The organism is Aeromonas sp. 96A (genome assembly GCF_051919165.1).
GTDB lineage: Bacteria > Pseudomonadota > Gammaproteobacteria > Enterobacterales > Aeromonadaceae > Aeromonas > Aeromonas veronii.
Genome location: NZ_JBQBFE010000001.1, coordinates 309,175 through 325,081, shown reverse-complemented (window position 1 = coordinate 325,081; position 15,907 = coordinate 309,175). Strand labels below are relative to the sequence as shown.

14 protein-coding genes are annotated in these 15,907 nt (G+C 57.2%); 3 read left to right on the top strand and 11 right to left on the bottom strand.

The window, feature by feature from the left end:
• Window positions 1-3 precede the first annotated feature (3 nt).
• From ACTG2W_RS01545 to ACTG2W_RS01530, 4 genes are all read right to left on the bottom strand, one after another.
• Window positions 4-1,203 (bottom strand): hypothetical protein, encoded by a 1,200-nt coding sequence (locus ACTG2W_RS01545; protein WP_042083175.1) that lies wholly within the window; start codon window positions 1,201-1,203, stop codon window positions 4-6.
• Window positions 1,204-1,290: 87 nt separating this feature from the next.
• Window positions 1,291-4,884, bottom strand: a complete 3,594-nt coding sequence (locus ACTG2W_RS01540; RefSeq protein ID WP_440015999.1) for a curculin (mannose-binding) lectin protein — start codon at window positions 4,882-4,884, stop codon at window positions 1,291-1,293.
• A complete protein-coding gene (locus tag ACTG2W_RS01535) occupies window positions 4,881-5,249 on the bottom strand; it encodes a hypothetical protein (protein ID WP_287976244.1) in 369 nt (122 codons plus the stop codon). The genes ACTG2W_RS01540 and ACTG2W_RS01535 overlap by 4 nt, the downstream gene beginning before the upstream one ends.
• Window positions 5,246-8,089 carry a tape measure protein gene (locus ACTG2W_RS01530; RefSeq protein ID WP_421307959.1) on the bottom strand — a complete coding sequence of 948 codons (2,844 nt, stop codon included), beginning with the start codon at window positions 8,087-8,089 and terminating at the stop codon, window positions 5,246-5,248. Before ACTG2W_RS01530 ends, ACTG2W_RS01535 begins: the two co-directional genes overlap by 4 nt.
• Window positions 8,090-8,298: 209 nt before the next feature.
• Here ACTG2W_RS01530 and ACTG2W_RS01525 point away from each other — a divergent pair, with 209 nt between their 5' ends.
• Window positions 8,299-8,937 carry a helix-turn-helix domain-containing protein gene (locus tag ACTG2W_RS01525; protein WP_440015998.1) on the top strand — a complete coding sequence of 213 codons (639 nt, stop codon included), beginning with the start codon at window positions 8,299-8,301 and terminating at the stop codon, window positions 8,935-8,937.
• Between the two features lie 25 nt (window positions 8,938-8,962).
• On the opposite strand, the gene ACTG2W_RS01520 is transcribed toward ACTG2W_RS01525, so the two are convergent.
• Window positions 8,963-9,664 (bottom strand): RES family NAD+ phosphorylase, encoded by a 702-nt coding sequence (locus tag ACTG2W_RS01520; protein WP_440015997.1) that lies wholly within the window; start codon window positions 9,662-9,664, stop codon window positions 8,963-8,965.
• Window positions 9,665-10,058: 394 nt separating this feature from the next.
• On the opposite strand from ACTG2W_RS01520, the gene ACTG2W_RS01515 reads away from it, so the two are divergent.
• Window positions 10,059-10,343 carry a hypothetical protein gene (locus tag ACTG2W_RS01515; RefSeq protein ID WP_440015996.1) on the top strand — a complete coding sequence of 95 codons (285 nt, stop codon included), beginning with the start codon at window positions 10,059-10,061 and terminating at the stop codon, window positions 10,341-10,343.
• Between the two features lie 185 nt (window positions 10,344-10,528).
• Window positions 10,529-10,969, top strand: coding sequence for a hypothetical protein (locus tag ACTG2W_RS01510; protein ID WP_068976949.1), 441 nt, complete (start codon window positions 10,529-10,531; stop codon window positions 10,967-10,969).
• A gap of 466 nt (window positions 10,970-11,435) precedes the next feature.
• Here ACTG2W_RS01510 and ACTG2W_RS01505 read toward each other — a convergent pair whose 3' ends face one another.
• From ACTG2W_RS01505 to ACTG2W_RS01480, 6 genes are all read right to left on the bottom strand, one after another.
• Window positions 11,436-12,185 carry a hypothetical protein gene (locus ACTG2W_RS01505; RefSeq protein WP_440015995.1) on the bottom strand — a complete coding sequence of 250 codons (750 nt, stop codon included), beginning with the start codon at window positions 12,183-12,185 and terminating at the stop codon, window positions 11,436-11,438.
• Window positions 12,185-12,631: a phage tail terminator protein gene (locus ACTG2W_RS01500; protein ID WP_440015994.1), complete on the bottom strand. Its 447-nt coding sequence runs from the start codon at window positions 12,629-12,631 to the stop codon at window positions 12,185-12,187. Before ACTG2W_RS01500 ends, ACTG2W_RS01505 begins: the two co-directional genes overlap by 1 nt.
• Window positions 12,628-13,053 (bottom strand): gp436 family protein, encoded by a 426-nt coding sequence (locus ACTG2W_RS01495; RefSeq protein ID WP_041217425.1) that lies wholly within the window; start codon window positions 13,051-13,053, stop codon window positions 12,628-12,630. The genes ACTG2W_RS01500 and ACTG2W_RS01495 overlap by 4 nt, the downstream gene beginning before the upstream one ends.
• A gap of 1 nt (window position 13,054) precedes the next feature.
• Entirely contained in the window at window positions 13,055-13,516 is a 462-nt protein-coding gene (locus ACTG2W_RS01490) for a Rho termination factor N-terminal domain-containing protein (protein WP_440015993.1), read from the bottom strand.
• Between the two features lie 117 nt (window positions 13,517-13,633).
• A complete protein-coding gene (locus ACTG2W_RS01485; protein WP_440015992.1) occupies window positions 13,634-14,542 on the bottom strand; it encodes a Mu-like prophage major head subunit gpT family protein in 909 nt (302 codons plus the stop codon).
• A gap of 44 nt (window positions 14,543-14,586) precedes the next feature.
• Window positions 14,587-15,735: a phage protease gene (locus ACTG2W_RS01480; protein ID WP_440015991.1), complete on the bottom strand. Its 1,149-nt coding sequence runs from the start codon at window positions 15,733-15,735 to the stop codon at window positions 14,587-14,589.
• Between the last annotated feature and the right edge of the window lie 172 nt (window positions 15,736-15,907).

Genomic DNA, 15,907 nt, shown 5'->3' with positions numbered 1-15,907 from the left:
GACTCACCTCCATGGGCCAGTCAAATCAAAGCCAAACATAGCGAGAGGCTGGCCACCAAACGTACCCACCAAAGACTCGGAGCGGGTCGCATCCAGAAAGCGGACTATCTTGCCTGGGATAGCTGGCAGGTTTCGGTAATTGCGGTTTATCAGGCTGGCTTGGGTGGTAAATGGCATCACAATGCCCGGCATACTGCCACGCAAAACACTTCCAGCCGCCTCCATGACCAATAACGGATCAGCAGACACATAAAACGCATTATCTGCGGGGTTTGGGAATGGCAGTCCTGAGCCCCATACCGAAAAAATGCCAAGGGTCTGAAATGCGATAGAACCAAACATCTGATGATAAGGACGCGCTAATTGCTTGTAACCGTTATTACCGTTCACGGGCAAAATGTTGTAGTACATAGACATGTTCCAACCATCCTGCCACTGCCTACTGGTGTTGCCAGTTCCATTCTCTGGGTAAAAGGCCAGTGCAGCATGGTAACGATCTCCAGGCCGAACCGTCTTGATATAGCCAAAGTAAAGTAAGCTGCGGCCACCTGTAGCCCCATAAGCCGGGATGAAATAAAACATCTGGCTATCACCAACAAGATCCCAGCGCTTATCGCCAAAGCGACCAGTGCAAGGCCATGCCCAGGCGAACGCGGTGGTAAAGGTATTGATATCTATCACATCCTCAACCATGGCCACCTTTGCCAACCATTGGTTGTTGGCCGCCCATCCGGTATAGGCGCTGTTGTCAATGCGCAGGGATATATTGCCTGACGCGCTAACATCGGTTGGCCGCACGATGAAGATTTTCCCATCCGGGCTCTCATGGGTGATCGTCCAACCCAGCGGAGCAACCTTCACCATCATGGTGCCAGTGCCTGGGCTGCCGGGGTTCCCTCCATCTATCTCGAACCAGACGTTATTTGAATCGACCTGCATCACTCGATGCTCACCGTTGTAGGCAACTGGGGTCACGCCTTCAACATGGATCACTGAATCTTGCAGGTACTTATGGCCACTCTGAAAATTCGCTTTTGCCCAACCTGTAGCCGGATCAAATGTGATACTGGTCGCTTGCAACTGGCCAAAGCCTGTAACCAGCACAGCCTTGATCAAAGCGGTTAAGGCTCCTTCTGTGGTGTCACCCAAACTCGGGGCGCCCTGCATGCTACTGTGAAACCACTTCACCGGATAAACAGCCATATATGTACTCTCCATGGCGGGGCGCGGTGCCCCATTGCCAAAAGGTGGTGGGGCGCTCTCTGAGAAAAGAGTGCCCTACCCGGTTTGTTAACGGTTGACGTTGCCCCTGAGCTGGGCCTCGAAACGGTCGATATCTACCGCAGCCACCGACTGCAAGATGGTGCGGATAAACCAGATCGGGTAATTGGCGGCGTAGGTGTTGAACCGCAGCACGTTGCCCGCAGCCCACCCCGCGCCCCAGCCACGCCGGTCAAGCCTGAAATAGGGCTGGCCGTTGTTGGGGTTGATGGGGGCAAAATCGGTATTCACATCCCCCACCGCGATTTGGCCCACATGCTCGCCGACCAAAATAAACGTGGTGGTGGTCTGGAAGATGATGGCCCAGCGCTCTTGCAGGGTGGCCCGGTTGGTCACCACGATCGGGAAATCCGTGTCGTTGTATTCCGCCGTGCAGGGGTCGCCAATCAGAAAATCAGACCAGTTATTTGTCCAGGTGCGCTGGTCAAACAGCGCCCCATAGCGGGCCCACAGGTCACCGATAATGAGGGCGCTGGAGACCAGGGTATCCGCCGCCTCATAGTTGTGACTGAGTGGCCTGGCCAGGGTGATGCGGCCCGAGATCTCCACATCGGTGGCCAGGCTCATATCCTCGATCCGGTGAACCACGGTCAGCGGCTCCACATAGCCGGTCAGGTTCAGCGGGCTGGCCAGGGTCACCATCCCGCTATTCATGTTGACGCTGTAGAACTGCGGCGCGAGCTCCTTGCAGTTCTTATCCTCCACCCGGCAATAGGCCAGCCGTTCGCGCCCGGTGTTGAGCTGCTGCCCCGCCTGTACTCCCATGGGGAAGGCGCTGCGCTTGGTGGAATGCACCACCACGATGTACCCCTTGCGAATGAAGGGCACCCGGCCATCGGATGGCAGGCGCACCGGATCCAGCTTGATCAGATCCGCATCGAGCGGCAGATAGCTATAGACCACCGCATTAAACCGGATGGTGTCAGCCACCACCGACAAGGGGCGCCAGATCTTGCCATCGACCACCATATCCGGGTCAAACCAGGGTTTACTCTCGTTGCCCGCTGCCGTCACCAGGCGGCCAAAGCGCACCGATACCACCCCGGTCTGATAGTCCACCTTGCCGGTTACATCCGTGCTGGTGATGGTGCCATCGCCGTTGGCGGTCACCTCAAATCGGCGCCCGTCTGCGGTGTTGCCGCTCAGGTAGAGGCTGGATGGCGCAATGGGTGCCCCCGGCGTCCTGAACGTCACCTCGTCCACCGTCTGGGCCACCAGGCTGGTGACCAGCGAACTCAGGGCCGGCACTGGCGCAGCGCCGGGGTTCCAGACCGTGACGGTCGCCTTGCCGGTAGCGTAATCCAGTGTCCCGGCCTGCTCACCGGCCCCGGTGGCGGGGTCGATGTTGCGATAGAGGATCCCTTGCCTGTCCACATAGACCGACCCGCCCAGCGCAAAGCGCACTGAGTTGGCCAGGATCGCCTCGCCGTTGCGCGGGGTGATATCCAGCACCAGCGGGGTAGCCTTCACGGTATCTTGGCCCGCTTGGCTTGCATTGTTGCTGCGGTACTCCACCTCGACCCAACCACTGTCGTCCACCGGGAACAGGTAAGCGGCCTGCACGTAGTAGATCTCCACCAGTGTCCAGCGCTGGCGGGCAATGGTGTTGCCTTGGCCATCGCCATAGGTGCCGATGGTGCGCCACTCATAGCGGGTTTTCGGAATGCCGCCCTGGCCATCCGGCTTGATGGTGATCTGGCCGGTGGTGTAGTTGACGCTGCCCCGTTCCACCCCTGCCGCATCCAGCAGCTTGCCCGCGCCGTTGTCGCGCACACTGATGATCGGGTCACGGGTAGCGATCACCAGTTCGGTGTCGTCCTTCACCTCCTCATAAAGGGCATTCCAGCGTACTGATACCATCCTCGGGGTCAGGTTCTGCTTAGCCAGCTGCATGGTGATCGTCCCGTCCGGGTTACGGGCCGGGTAGTCAAAGCGTTGGGTATCCGGGTCGCCGTACTGGTAAACAACCTGGTACTCCTGACCGCCATCCGGCAGGGTTGCCACCCGCAGGGCCAGATCGCCGGTCACATAATTGATGATGCCGGTGGCATCGCCGGTCAGCTGGCCCGCCCCGTTGTCGATGGCGGTTTTGGCCGCGCCACCGGCTTGCCAGGTCAGGGTCAGGCTGTTGGGGGTGATCCCCTCATGGGCCAGCTTATGGGTCAGCTGCACCGGATCCAGCACCATGCTGGCGCGGTTTAGGTAAGAGACCTTGGTACCCCAGCTGAACATGATCGAGCTGTTCACATCCGGCAGCGCCCCCAGGGTCAACACCACAGAGCCGGTGGTGAAGTTGAGCAGCCCAGAGCCATAGGATTTGTCCTGGCCAAACAGCTCCCCGCGCCCGTTGTCTTTCAGGTCGTACCATTTGCCCTGGGCAAGATAGCTGACGGTCAGCGAACCGGGGCAAGGGGTAGGCAGCAGGGTCGCGGTGTAGGCATAACCCCGGTTGTTGGCGGCGATCTGGATCTGGGCCGTGTCAGCGATGCGCGATGGCATCACTGCCGGGCGAAAGCTCACGGTTTTGCTGGCGGCGCCATAGTTTGGGCACTGGCTGTTGAAGGTCAGCAGGCCACGCCCGTAGTCGATAGCCCCCACCACGGTACCGACCAGGAACAGCTCGCCGCCCTTGTCGGTGATCACCGCCGCGCCGATGGTGACCGATACGCTGCCCGGCATGGCACCAATCCCCAGGAACAGCCCTTGGCTTGGGCTGACCGGTGAGGTGGTGGTGAAGGTGTGGGGACTGCCCACCCCGGATTCCAGCAGGGCGCCCAGCTCACCGGCTGCGGTCAGATCCACCACCGGGGTTTCACTGCGGGCGCTGGGTACCAGCTGGGTGAAAATGGTCTTGGCCTGCACCCGCATTGCCCCCAGTGCCGCATCCGCCACCAGCTTGGTGGTCGAAAAGTAGTTCGCGGCATCGGCCACCACGGTTTCCCGCAGGGTGGTCTTGGTGGTGGCCTGGTCATAGGGGCTGGGCTGCTCCCCTTCAAAGGTGTGGCGCAGCGGGTCAGTGATGACGCAAGTGACCACGTTGCGGGTGAACTCGCCCTGGTAGCCTGCTACCCCGAACTTGCGCAGCTCGGCGGTTACCCGGTCAACCCGCACATACTGCTCAACCTCGTTCCCCTTCCCTTCGTTACCGACCAGCACCAATACTTCCCCGACCTCCGGCAACCGTACCTCGACCCGTTGCAGGATGCGGATCGCCCGCTGCCCTTCCAGCTGGGTATCGTAGAGCACTCCCTGCCACTTCGGGCCTCGGGCCTGATAGCGCTCCAAAGTGTTGCGGGCGTTATCGCGGGTGTCGTTGTGGTCTTTGGTGGTCATCAGCGTCAGGTTGACGCTGGGGTCACTGGGCGGCAGCAGCACCATGGCATTGGCGCCATAGTAGGTGTCGGTGTCGTCCGTCTGCACCGCCAGAAACGCCTTGCGCATATTCACGGTGCCATAGGCCCGATCCATGTCGCTTACGTCAGGGAACAGGCTGTTATGGTTGCCGCTGATGATCTCGCGGCCAGTGATGCGACCACCGCCGTCATCGGTATCAACCAGGCGCTGGCTGGCCAACAACACGATATCGCCAGAGAGAATGGTCATGGGGTTACCTCTGTGAGATTCAGGGTCAAGGCATAGGGGTCGCCCCCTTCCGGGTCGGCCATCTCGACCAGTGGGGTCGCCACCACGCCAGGGCGGCGCCACACCACGGTGCGGGCCACACCATCGAGCAGGGTCAACGTCATCAGCTTGGCCACCTGCGCCTCCAGCACCTTGATCTCCTGCACCTTGGCGCGGGAGCAATGCCCGCTCAGGGTCAGCGGCCGTCCCTCGGGTTTGGCGGTCTCCTCCACCAACAGGGCGCCGCTCAAGGTCGGGGTCACCACCTGCTCGACCGGCGCCCACTCGAACTCGTCGCGCCAGACCAGATCATCTGGCAGCAGCACGCTGTTTAGGGTCACGTTCATTGCCGCAGTCCTTGCTGTTTAAGAAGGGAAATCAGGGCATTCGCATTGGCCTCATCGGCCTGCAGTTCGGCCGATCCCCCTGCCCCTTTGAGCTCGATGGTGATCCGCTCGGACAAGGGCCTGCGTGTCCCTGGGGTGTTGGCGCTGGGGGTAGATGGCTCTGCAGTTGGGACTGGTTGCTGGGCGGCGGCCTGATTGGTTTTGGCACTCTCTTTGGCCAACGCTTTGTTGAGCTCCTCTTTGAGGCGGGCTTGCATCGCCTCCATCTCTTTTTGGAACTTCTCGCCGTAATACTTGCTCCACTCGCTGTAGGCCGGAATGTCCTTGACCTTCTGGCTGTAGCGGGCCAGCTCCTCCTCCACCCCGGCCAGGGTATTGGCCAGCCCCTCGGCATTGCCGCGCAGGCTATTGATATCCACGCTCTTGTAGTAGAAAGAACCGGCGTTCACGGTGCGGGTGATATCGCCTCGACCACCGCCCCCGCCACTACTGGTGAGGCTGGCATTCGTCTGCTTGGCTTCATCCTGTACCCCTTTAAGCCCCGCCCGCATCGCATCGGTGGCCCCCTTGGCCCGTGCGGCCGCCTCGTCAAAGCCATCACCAATGGCCGCAACGGCCTGCTTGGTATCGCTACTCCCCCCTTTCACCTTGGCCATGGCATCGGCGGCGATGGCCATGGCGCGGGCCAGCGCATCCCCGGTGATTTTTCCCTGGGCGGCCAGTTGCTTTTGCCGCTCGATCACCGCATCGATCTCGGCGGTGGTCTTGGCGCTGTTGTAGGCAGCGGCCAGCGCCTCCTCGATGGCGGCACTACTGGCCCCCGTGTGCGCCACCAATACATCCAGGGCGCCGATGGTCTTCTGAAAGCCCGCACCGATACGGCCATTGGCCTGCTCGAAATCGAGGCCAAGCACCTTAAACGCCTCAGCCAGTTTGGCTGGGCCATCGGCGGCGGTTTGCTTGGCCACCGCATTGATCTCGGCCAGATGGTCACGGGTGCTCTTGGCCTCCGTCCCCAGCGCTTTTACGGCGGCGGCGCCTTGTCGCCAGCGTCCAGCGGCCTCGTCGTAATGCACCTTGCCCTCGGCGACCAGGCGATCGAGATCCCCCATGCTGGTGATGACAAAACCCAGCTCCGTTGACAGGGCGGCAAACTGACCATTGAGGCGGGCCTGAGTCTCGGAGCGCAGCGCTTGCGCCTCCCTGAGCGCCAGCTCAGCCTGCACCAGCTGGCGCAGGGCAGAGGCGAACTGGGTGATCTGGATGATGGACTCGACCGCTACGGCGGCCAGCAACCCCTTGACGGCTGCGCCCAGCACCCTGACCCCTATCGCCGCACTGGCTGCAGCCGTGCCCGCAGTCGTCATGCCGCCTGCTGCTGTCGCGGTCGCCACAGGCATGGCAATAAACTGGGCATAGAGGCTGCGCAGATCACCAATCCAGCCTGCGATTTTCAGGCCGACCCAAGCCTGAGCCAGCACGGTCAGCGCGGTGCGCCACTCATAGAGGGTCTGGATCAGAGCCTTGAGGGTTTCCCCCATGATGATAAAACCATCGGAGAGGCGCTGTGCCCACTCCTGCAGGCGGCCATCCCTGGCCATCGCCTCAAATTCGGCATTAAGGTTCGCCAGCTGGTTTTTGAGCCAGGCCAGCGCCCCGTTCTCTGCCACCATCCGGTAAAACTTGGCGAGGTTGTCCTGGGCATTGGAGATAAGCCCGGAGAGCAGACTCATGTTGTCGGCAGCGGCACCGCGCGATTGGGCAGCAATCTCGTTCATCAGGGCAGAGATGGTCTCGCGGCCCAGCTTGCCCGCCTCAGAGAGCTTCTGCAGCTCGGCGGTATTCTTGCCAGTCACCTGCTCCAGCATCTGCCAGACCGGTACGCCACGCTCAATCAGCTGCAGGATCTCCTCTCCCTGCAGCTTCTGCTTGGCCCAGGCTTGGCCGAGCGCCAGGGAGATGCCCTGAACCTCTTCAAAACCACCGCCCAACTTGAACGCTTGATCGACAATGCCCTGCATAGCCCCCGCCATGGGGTCGATGCCGAACGCCTTGAGACGCACGAATACCTGGGTGACTTCACTAAGCTGCAGAGGGGTGTTCTTGGCAAAGTCCTGGATCCAGGCTGACGCCTCTTTGCCACCGGCAATCGACCCCATCACCGCCTTGAGCTGCACATCGAGGCGCTCGGCCTGATCGCCGGTCTGGAACATGGCGAGCAATTGGGTAGTCAGGGTCTGGATACCGAACCAGGTACCCGCCAGCGCCACCAGGCGCCCGGTCAGGCTGCCGATGGCCCCCTGTAAGCCACCGGCCTGCTGACTGCCCTGGCGAAGCTCGCGCCCCAGCCGCTCGGTCTGGGCAACACTCTTGGTCAGCTCACGCTGCAGGCGCTGCTGTTCCTGAGCAAGGTTCTTGGTATCGAGCCCGGACTGCTTGAGCCCTGCATGCAGGCGGGTATGACTGGCTGACTGAGCGACCAGCTGACGCTCCAGCTGCTTGACCTCGGAAGCCAGCAACCGCTCTTGTTCGGCCAGCGCCTTGGCATCTCCGCTGCCCGCTTGTTGCTCACGGCGCAACTGCTCCAGCTTGTCACGGCTGAGCACGGTCGCCAGTTCGAGCTGGGTCAGGGCGGCCTTTGAGTCATTGAACTGCTGGATCAACGCCTGCTGGCGGCTTAACGATTCGAGGGTTTCAGCCAGCTGCGCCGTTTCGGCGGCCGTCTCGTCCGAGATCGGGCCCAGCTCCTGCACCTCACCCGCCAAGGCGGCCAGGTCTTCCCGACCAGTGACCTTGGCTGCCAGCTCCAGGGCAAGTTTGAGAGTGGTAGAGGTGGACATGGGGCTATCTCGTTAAAGTGCGATAGCTCCCATTTTGAAATTCATTAGGAGGATTAAGGGTTTATGGTGGGTTAAAGATCAGCAAAGGGAAAGAAGACGAGTCAACACGAACCAACAAGACCAAAAAACAACCCGAATACTTTACGATTTCACAAACAATGGTTACAATAAATCGTAAAGATGGTAGAAATTCGTAAACGGAGAAAACTATGAGTAATCAATCATTACTTCATGAGTCAGCACAGATGCTGATCGAAAAATTTAACGGTGATGCTACGGCATTAGCGATCTGCACAAGAGTACTAAACCTGCTCAACGAAGTAGCTCATGAGATCAAAACTCAATCTGAACGCTTTGCTGCGTTGCCGGATGAACAGCTGCTCAGTGAGCTATTCTTGACTCTTGCAACACATAGGACAATGGTGAGTAAAAGAGATCTACGCAAACAAGTTCAAAGATTACAAGCAGATAAATATTTCCTAGATACGATTAAAGATAATGGTGGTTTGTATAAAGCTGGTGAAGTTGCAAATATTATGGGTGTATCTAGACAAACCATAAACAATCAACGTTCATCTGAAAAATTAATTGCAATTAAAAAAGGGGGGGAATACTTGTATCCTGCATTTCAATTCAATGACTCAGGGAAGTTAAATGGTTTAGATGAAATTTTAGAAAAATTAAAGGGACTAGGTACAGTAACAAAATGCTCATTTTTGACCATGAAAATTGATTTCAACGATATGTGTATTAGCCCTATTGATATTCTAAAGCTTGGATTGGATGGTGATTACTTATCATATATTCTTAGAGAAGCTAGTCTCTATGGCTTGCATACTGCACGCTAGTGCGCTGGTAACCAGCGCACTTTCGTTAATCCATACATCCAGGAATACTGAAACGGAGCACCTGAGTCAGAATTTCTTCCGCATCAATTGTCGATTCATCCCAGCCCCTAGGGACTTCACTAGACTCAAAGTCTTGAAGCGAAGTAATGGAACATGTTTTTAGCAAAACTTCATCGCGTTTGTTCAACCACAGTGCATAGCAGTATTCGCTAACATAGTGTGTCGATATGTATGCAATGCCATCAACATCCAGTTCAGGATGTGCTGCAAAGAATGCAACAAGACTCTGAGTCACAGAGTAGTCTTTCGACGTAATCTCCGACAGTGTAAGCCCCAGTGGAATAAGTGCTTTGCTCAGGTCAAACAATCTCAAAGGACGAGTAGGTTCCACAACTGACACACTTCGACTAATGAAATCTTTTCTGTCAATTTGGACTAGACGTTCACCATTTCCAGCATCTCGCCGGCCATACACTTCAGCAAGTGCAGTCGTAGCCAGATCTGCAACGTAACAAACGGGCAATGACCCCGTTGGGTCGTTATAACGACCTAGGTTATCGCAGGGTGTGGAAAAGTGGAAACCTTCCAGATAAGGTTGTTCCTGTTTATTACAAGTCAACTGCACTCTAAACATCTTAGATTGTACCGATATAATCGGTTCATTCTTAGATGCAAAAAGTTCACTCAACAAATCATGGAGATGCCCCCCAGCCAATTTTTTGTTCATAGATTATGTTCCTTCTCAAGATAGATAACTTTTTCATAAGCATTTCCTTTTTAGGTGGTTGCTTATTGAGCCGTTGCTCATGCATGCTTGCCTACATGAACGTTTCTGCATAACGCAGGTGGCAGATAATACAAAAAGCGGGCCTAATCATACAGTTAAAATTATCAATTATTTTTGACGCTCATTTTTTAACCACAACAATGACGCACATCATTATTTTGTCACGATCGTCACACTACGAATGACCTTTATTGAAGTGGGTGACCTCTCCATCTACGACCCTCCGCTCCTAACAACAAAACTAACGACATAGTCAACCTGTCGTTTCTAACAGTGGCAAGTGGGCCTGGATGGCCAAAACTTAGATTTACTTGAGTTGAAAGGTATGGGCGGAATGCATCAATTTGGCGTCTGGCATGAGGGGGGGCGCCACACCATACAAGGGCTGCCGATCCTGAAACATCTACTGCGTACACTTCATGGCGATGTGATGGTGCGCTATGTCTGCCGTGCCGATACGCCTTGCACCCTGTTTCTGACCATCAAGGATGGCATGCCACACCAGAAGTTTAAGGAAGGTACTCCGCCGCTGGACTGGCAATGGTTAGAGAACTCCATCCTGTCCCTTTCAGACTCATCCCAACCACTGGTCATGATTAAGCGACTGGCATTTCGTTAAAACCAAGTTCCCAAACTGGTATGCTGCGCCAGCGATATGGTGTAGCACATGATCAAGTGATGACTAGATGACGGATTTTTAATATTTTCAGAGGCTCATCACAGGAAAACGATAAATATTTAATTACGATTCATTTGTATACATCTCTGATTACATCCTTATACCTCAAAAATAGGAATCATCGTTTGGATACAATTAAAATGGCAACAATTGCGGGAAAAGTTGCTTTTGCCACGATAGTCCCTGGCTATGTCAAAGCAATCTATTCCGCACTATCAGACTCTCAAGATGAAGTAAAGTCAGCGGAATCAAAGGGGCTCGATACCCTAACAGAGGAAGCGAACAAGCAGCGTATCGTCATGGAGTTCCAGGCTCATCAAGCTCGAGTTGCCCAAGAGCTTGCTATCGCAGAACGAATAGCCTCATCTCACGAAGTTCAAATTGAGGAATTTTATGACGGTTCTGGAAAAGGCAGTCTAGGCCTGAAGACTGAGGGAGAGTCCATCTCTTTAGGTGCAAGTGGTGAAGGTCGACGGGTTACAAGGCGTATTATTCGATTCACTGGTTGTGGGCCTGTAGAAAGAACTGTGGACGATAAAATCATTCAAGTCGAAACAGAGCTGTAGGCTAAACTCACAAGAAAATGTGAGCGGATATTCACAATTGAGTTCAAAACGGCGGTTTTTCCGCCGTTCTTCAATCCGATACTACACTGCAACACAGCATAGAAAGTGTTTACAACTCTAGAATTAATCGACATAATGTTCAGCTGAGTGTTTTTAGGCCAACATCTGTTGGGGTCTCCCAAGAAGGGCTAACATCCTTCGCGCTTTACAACGTTGCGGTTCTTTTACTTCTATCTGCCATTCGTTTTTTCGGGTGTTTTTTGAGCGATATAACTTTAGCTCCAGATAATTTTAGAGAGGTGTCTATGACTCAACGTTTTTTCACAACATTTAAAAAAATCACTGGCTGTGCAATCGAAACCGCATGGGCCGCACTTGTGAGCGTTTGGGCTGGTAGCCTGTTGACCTAAAAGCACTCAATCTCATCAGAAAAACGGCGAGTATCCCCGCCGTTTTCATTCCCCCGTCACACCATCACCGGCCGATCCACATAGAAGGGGGCTGTTTCGCCATCCACGGCCAGCAACTCCCCCTCCAGCTCGATCTCGATGGGCTTGTCGCTCATAAAGTCCACCGCCTTCTTGGGGGACAGGCTGGCACGGGGCACCGTCAGTTTGATGGCCTCACCGCTGACGATACTGCGGCCATCGAGCAGCAGCCGCGCCTTGATCTCCGGCTGGATGTTGCCCGCGATGCGGGTACCGGTCACCGCGTTATAGGTACCGCTGACCGTCAGGCTACCGCCATCCGCTACCGAGCCCCCCTTAATCGCCCGTACCAGCCCGAGCGCATAGTTGACCTCGATATCGGTACCCACCACCAGCGCGGTGACCCCTTCCTTGATGGCCAGGCCAGTCGAGGCAATATTGCTCTTGCCCAGCTGGGCCCACTTCGGCCAAGCGGGCAGCACGACCTGCAGATCAGTCATCGTCCCGGCCCCCTGATTGATGGGGCTCTCCAGACCCATAAAGGCAGCGGCCAGCAGCACGGGCGGGATCTCGGTGGTCTTGATGGTGACCATGGCAGGCTTGGGAATGTGGTAGTTCTCCCGCGCCTGACCGTATTGCCCCTTGCGCTTGCTGGGAATCGAGATCTTCTGGCTGTCGGGTTTCACTTCCAGGCTATCCACATCGATGGGGCCAATCACCCCGGCCGAGACCCCGTTGGTAAAGGTCTCGATAAAGAGATCCCCTTCCAGGTGCAGTGTTTCGCTCATCATCGCTCTCCTTTGAATTTCACTCGGGTAGTAAAGGCAAGCGGCAAATAAGCCGCACCGCCGCTGTAACTGGGTTTGACCGGTGGGGTTTCGCGGCGAAAGGTACTGTCACCACATGCTCGCCCACTGATGGCCTGCAGGATGCGGCCAAGCCACACCCCGGCACTGACCTCCTTGGGGCTAGCACGATGCACCAGCACCAGCAACCAGAGCTGATCAAAGCTGCTGGCTCGGCCTGACTGAGTGCCTTCGCTCTCACGTTCGCCCTGATAGACCACATGCACCGCCGGACTGTGCTGGCCCAGATTGGCGATGGCCGCCACATCGGTGGCCACAAACACATCCTTGAGCCCTTTCGTTTTCAGGGGGGCGAGCAGCTCACGCAGCCGCTCGCCCGCCTGCAGGTAGTCGAGTTCGGTGCCAGACGGGTTGGCGGGTTGGCTCATAGAAAGCCCCCCTTGTCGCGCCCCTGACTCCGGCCAAAGACGCGCCCATCCGACTGCAGTTGAGCCAGATTCTGGCTCTCCAGGGTGGCGCCATCGGATGCCAACCCCAGCGCCAGCTCACCCTTGCCAACCGATTTCAGAAAGGCCAGGGCCGCCTCATTACGCTTGGCTATCTGCTCCGGGGCCTGTTCACCATAGAGACGGTGACGGGCGATATCGGCGCAGATAGGTACCAGGGCACTCGGGATATGGGCCAGCGGCAAGGGATAGCGACCCGCCAGATAGCCATCGATCAAGGCGCCTGCATCCTGCAGGGCGATGGTGATGGCCGCCTGATCCAGCTCACCGGTCGGCGTCATGGCCAGGCGCAGCAACTCGGCCTCGCCAAAGCGGATCACCATGTCATTGACGCTGGCATACATATCACTGCTCTCCGTTCTGGCCAGATGGCTGCTCATCCTTGACCGGGTATTGCACTTCAGTCGCCGCGATCGCCGTCACCAGTTCGGCCTTCTTGAGCTTGGCCGCCTCCGGGATACCCATCTGCAGCGCCAGCTCGCGCAGCTCATCGACCTTCATCTCGGCCAGCGGCGTGACCTTGCCAGCCAAGGTGGCAACCCCTGCCAGATAGCCCGAACCGGTCAGGACGCCCAGTGTTGCGTCCAGATCCCCAGGCGCCGATGGTGCATCACCTGCCTGAAAGCTGGTGTCTTCAGCCAACCGGACGACCACCAGACGCGGGTCGTTCTCCAGGGTCGCGCACTGCTCAGGCGACACAACCATCTCAGACTTGCCCGGTACAATCGGCAGGCCCGCGCGAAAATAGACCTGACGAACTGTTGACGTAATCCCCACTCGAATAGCCAGTTCCATCTCTTGTTCCATCTCATGTGTTCCTCGTCGTATCTGATAGAGAGGCTGTTTAAACCGAGGGTTAAACCGGGCTTGGCCGCTGTTTAACCCCCGTCTTTTAAACAAACAGCAAACAGGCATAACGCAGGGTTAGAGGTAGTCAGCCACCACCAGCTCCAACTTGCCTTTCAGCTCGTTGCTACTGCTGCTATCCAGCTCTCGCTCCAGCATCTGGGTCGCCAGCTTCTCAAGGGAGGGCGGTACCACCAACATGGTGGCCTTCACCCCAAGCTTGCGGCCGCCATCGGCTTGAAACTCCCGCATCTTGGAGAAGGAATCCCACAGGTTGTCGGGGGTCAGCGCCCGCTTGTTGGCAAAGGCCAACTGCCAGAAGCCAAAGCCTGCGGCATCACGGCAATCGACCCCGTAGCGGAACTCCTTGCGGGTGAACACCGCCTCGTCATCGATCTTGGTCATAGCGACCAACTCCGGTGACTTGCGATCCTGGAAGATGACCGGCTTGAGGGCGCGGCTGGTATCGAGCAGGAACCAGGGCTCCCCCTGGTAACCGGCATCCACCACCACGTTGGCAGTCAAGACAGGGGTACCGGTACCATCGGCCTTGGGATAGACCGGGTGATCGGTGTCGAAGAAATACTGCCCGTCATAGCAAGGCGTGGTGAAGCCAGCACCGAGCAGACCGAAACAGAGCTCATCGGGGTGAATGCCCGCCGAGCGGCCCATCTCGGCAAACATCGGCGCGTAGATACCCAGCTCGTCATCTTCGATATCGTTGCGATCGACGCCGACGGTGGCCTCGAAGTCTTCGTTGACGATCTGGTAACCGTGCGCCTTCATCGACTCGATCACCCGATCACCGACCCACTTACGCAGATTGGGGAACTTGCCCAACCAGCCATAGGTGTTGGACTTGGTAGTCGATTTGATCACGGTGGCGATCTTGGTGTACTGGGCAGGCGCTTCACTCTTGGCGTCTTCAAAGTTCTTCTTGAAGCCGGTGAAGAGGGACTGCAACAGCGCGGGTGTAATCATGGCCATACGGGTGTTCCTTCTCTGGATAAATGGCGTGGTAGGGTCTGCGCTTAAGCCTGCTTGGCCTTGGCAAACTCCTCGTGGCTGATACCGAGCTGGTCGGCGGCATACTTGTCATCCGCCGAGAGCACCGCATCCCCCTTCTTCTCGGGCAGGGTCACCTGAGTGGTCTGGCTGGCGGACAGTGCGGCAATCGCCGGACGGGGATCCAGCAACGCCTTGAGGGCAGCTACCCCTTTCTGGGAGGCATAGGCGGTCAAATACTCCTCTTCGGCGGCCACCACCTTGCCCTGGGTACGGGCTTCCTTGATCAGGGTTGCGGCATCCGTGGTTTCCACCTTGGCGCTTAAACTCGCTACCTGGGCAACCAGGGCGTTATAGGTCGCCACCGGCACGAATTGCGCCAGGTCAACTTGGCCACCCGGCTGCGCTTTGAGCGCGGCCAGCGATGCCTTCTCGGCAGTGAGTGCCGCCTCCAGCTCCGGCGCTTTCTTGGCGCTGGCCTGCAGGCTATCGAGCTCGGTGAGCGCCTTCTGCAGTTGCTCGTCAGTGGGATCGCCGGTCAGCTCGATGCCGAGCTTGGCCAACAGCTTTTTCAGCAGTTCATTCATGGATGTCTCCTTGGAGGGGTTGGCCAGCTGGCCAGGTTGGGAAGCGGGTAGCGCACTGAGCGCCGCCAGAGCCTGCATACCCACCACACCGGGATCATTGGTGATGGCGGCCATTCGCAGTTCTAGCGGGCGGCCCTGGGCGTCATAGGGAAAGACGGCAGAAAGGAATCGGTACTCTTTGGCAGCCACCATGGCAGCGGCACGATCCGTCCAGCGCGGTTTGATAAAGAGGCCCAGCCCCTCACGCCATTCGATCTCGTCACCGTTGAACCAACCGGCAGCCGGAGCCTCCTTGCCAGTCTTTTCGATATGGAGGGTCTGGTGGTCGTAGTCGATCAGGATGTCTTGCCCGAGCGCTTTGGCTCGATTGATCAGGGTGGTGGCGATGCTCTTGTCGAGCTGCCAGTGACCACCAGGAACATCAAAGGGGCGGCCATCGCGGGCCTTGAACGGGCCGACCGGTAGCAACTGGTGCCAACCGTCGTCGCTCGGGCCAAGGGCTGCATCGAGCACGGCCAACCCCAGGGCGGTTGGTCTTGCATTCAAGATGGCCACGGCAATGGCGGAACTGGCGGCAGATAGGGGCATCACTCTCACTCCGGCTGGTCACAGCAAACCTCATTGCGGCCAGTGTCATCGAACTGAGAATTGGGTGGGGTTTATGGTGGGTTACTGCAACAGCAGGGGTGGCGGCGCTGTTTAATGGTGTTTAAACGCTCTTTTGCCGTGCGAATAGCAGACGGGCCATGCCATCGTAGCA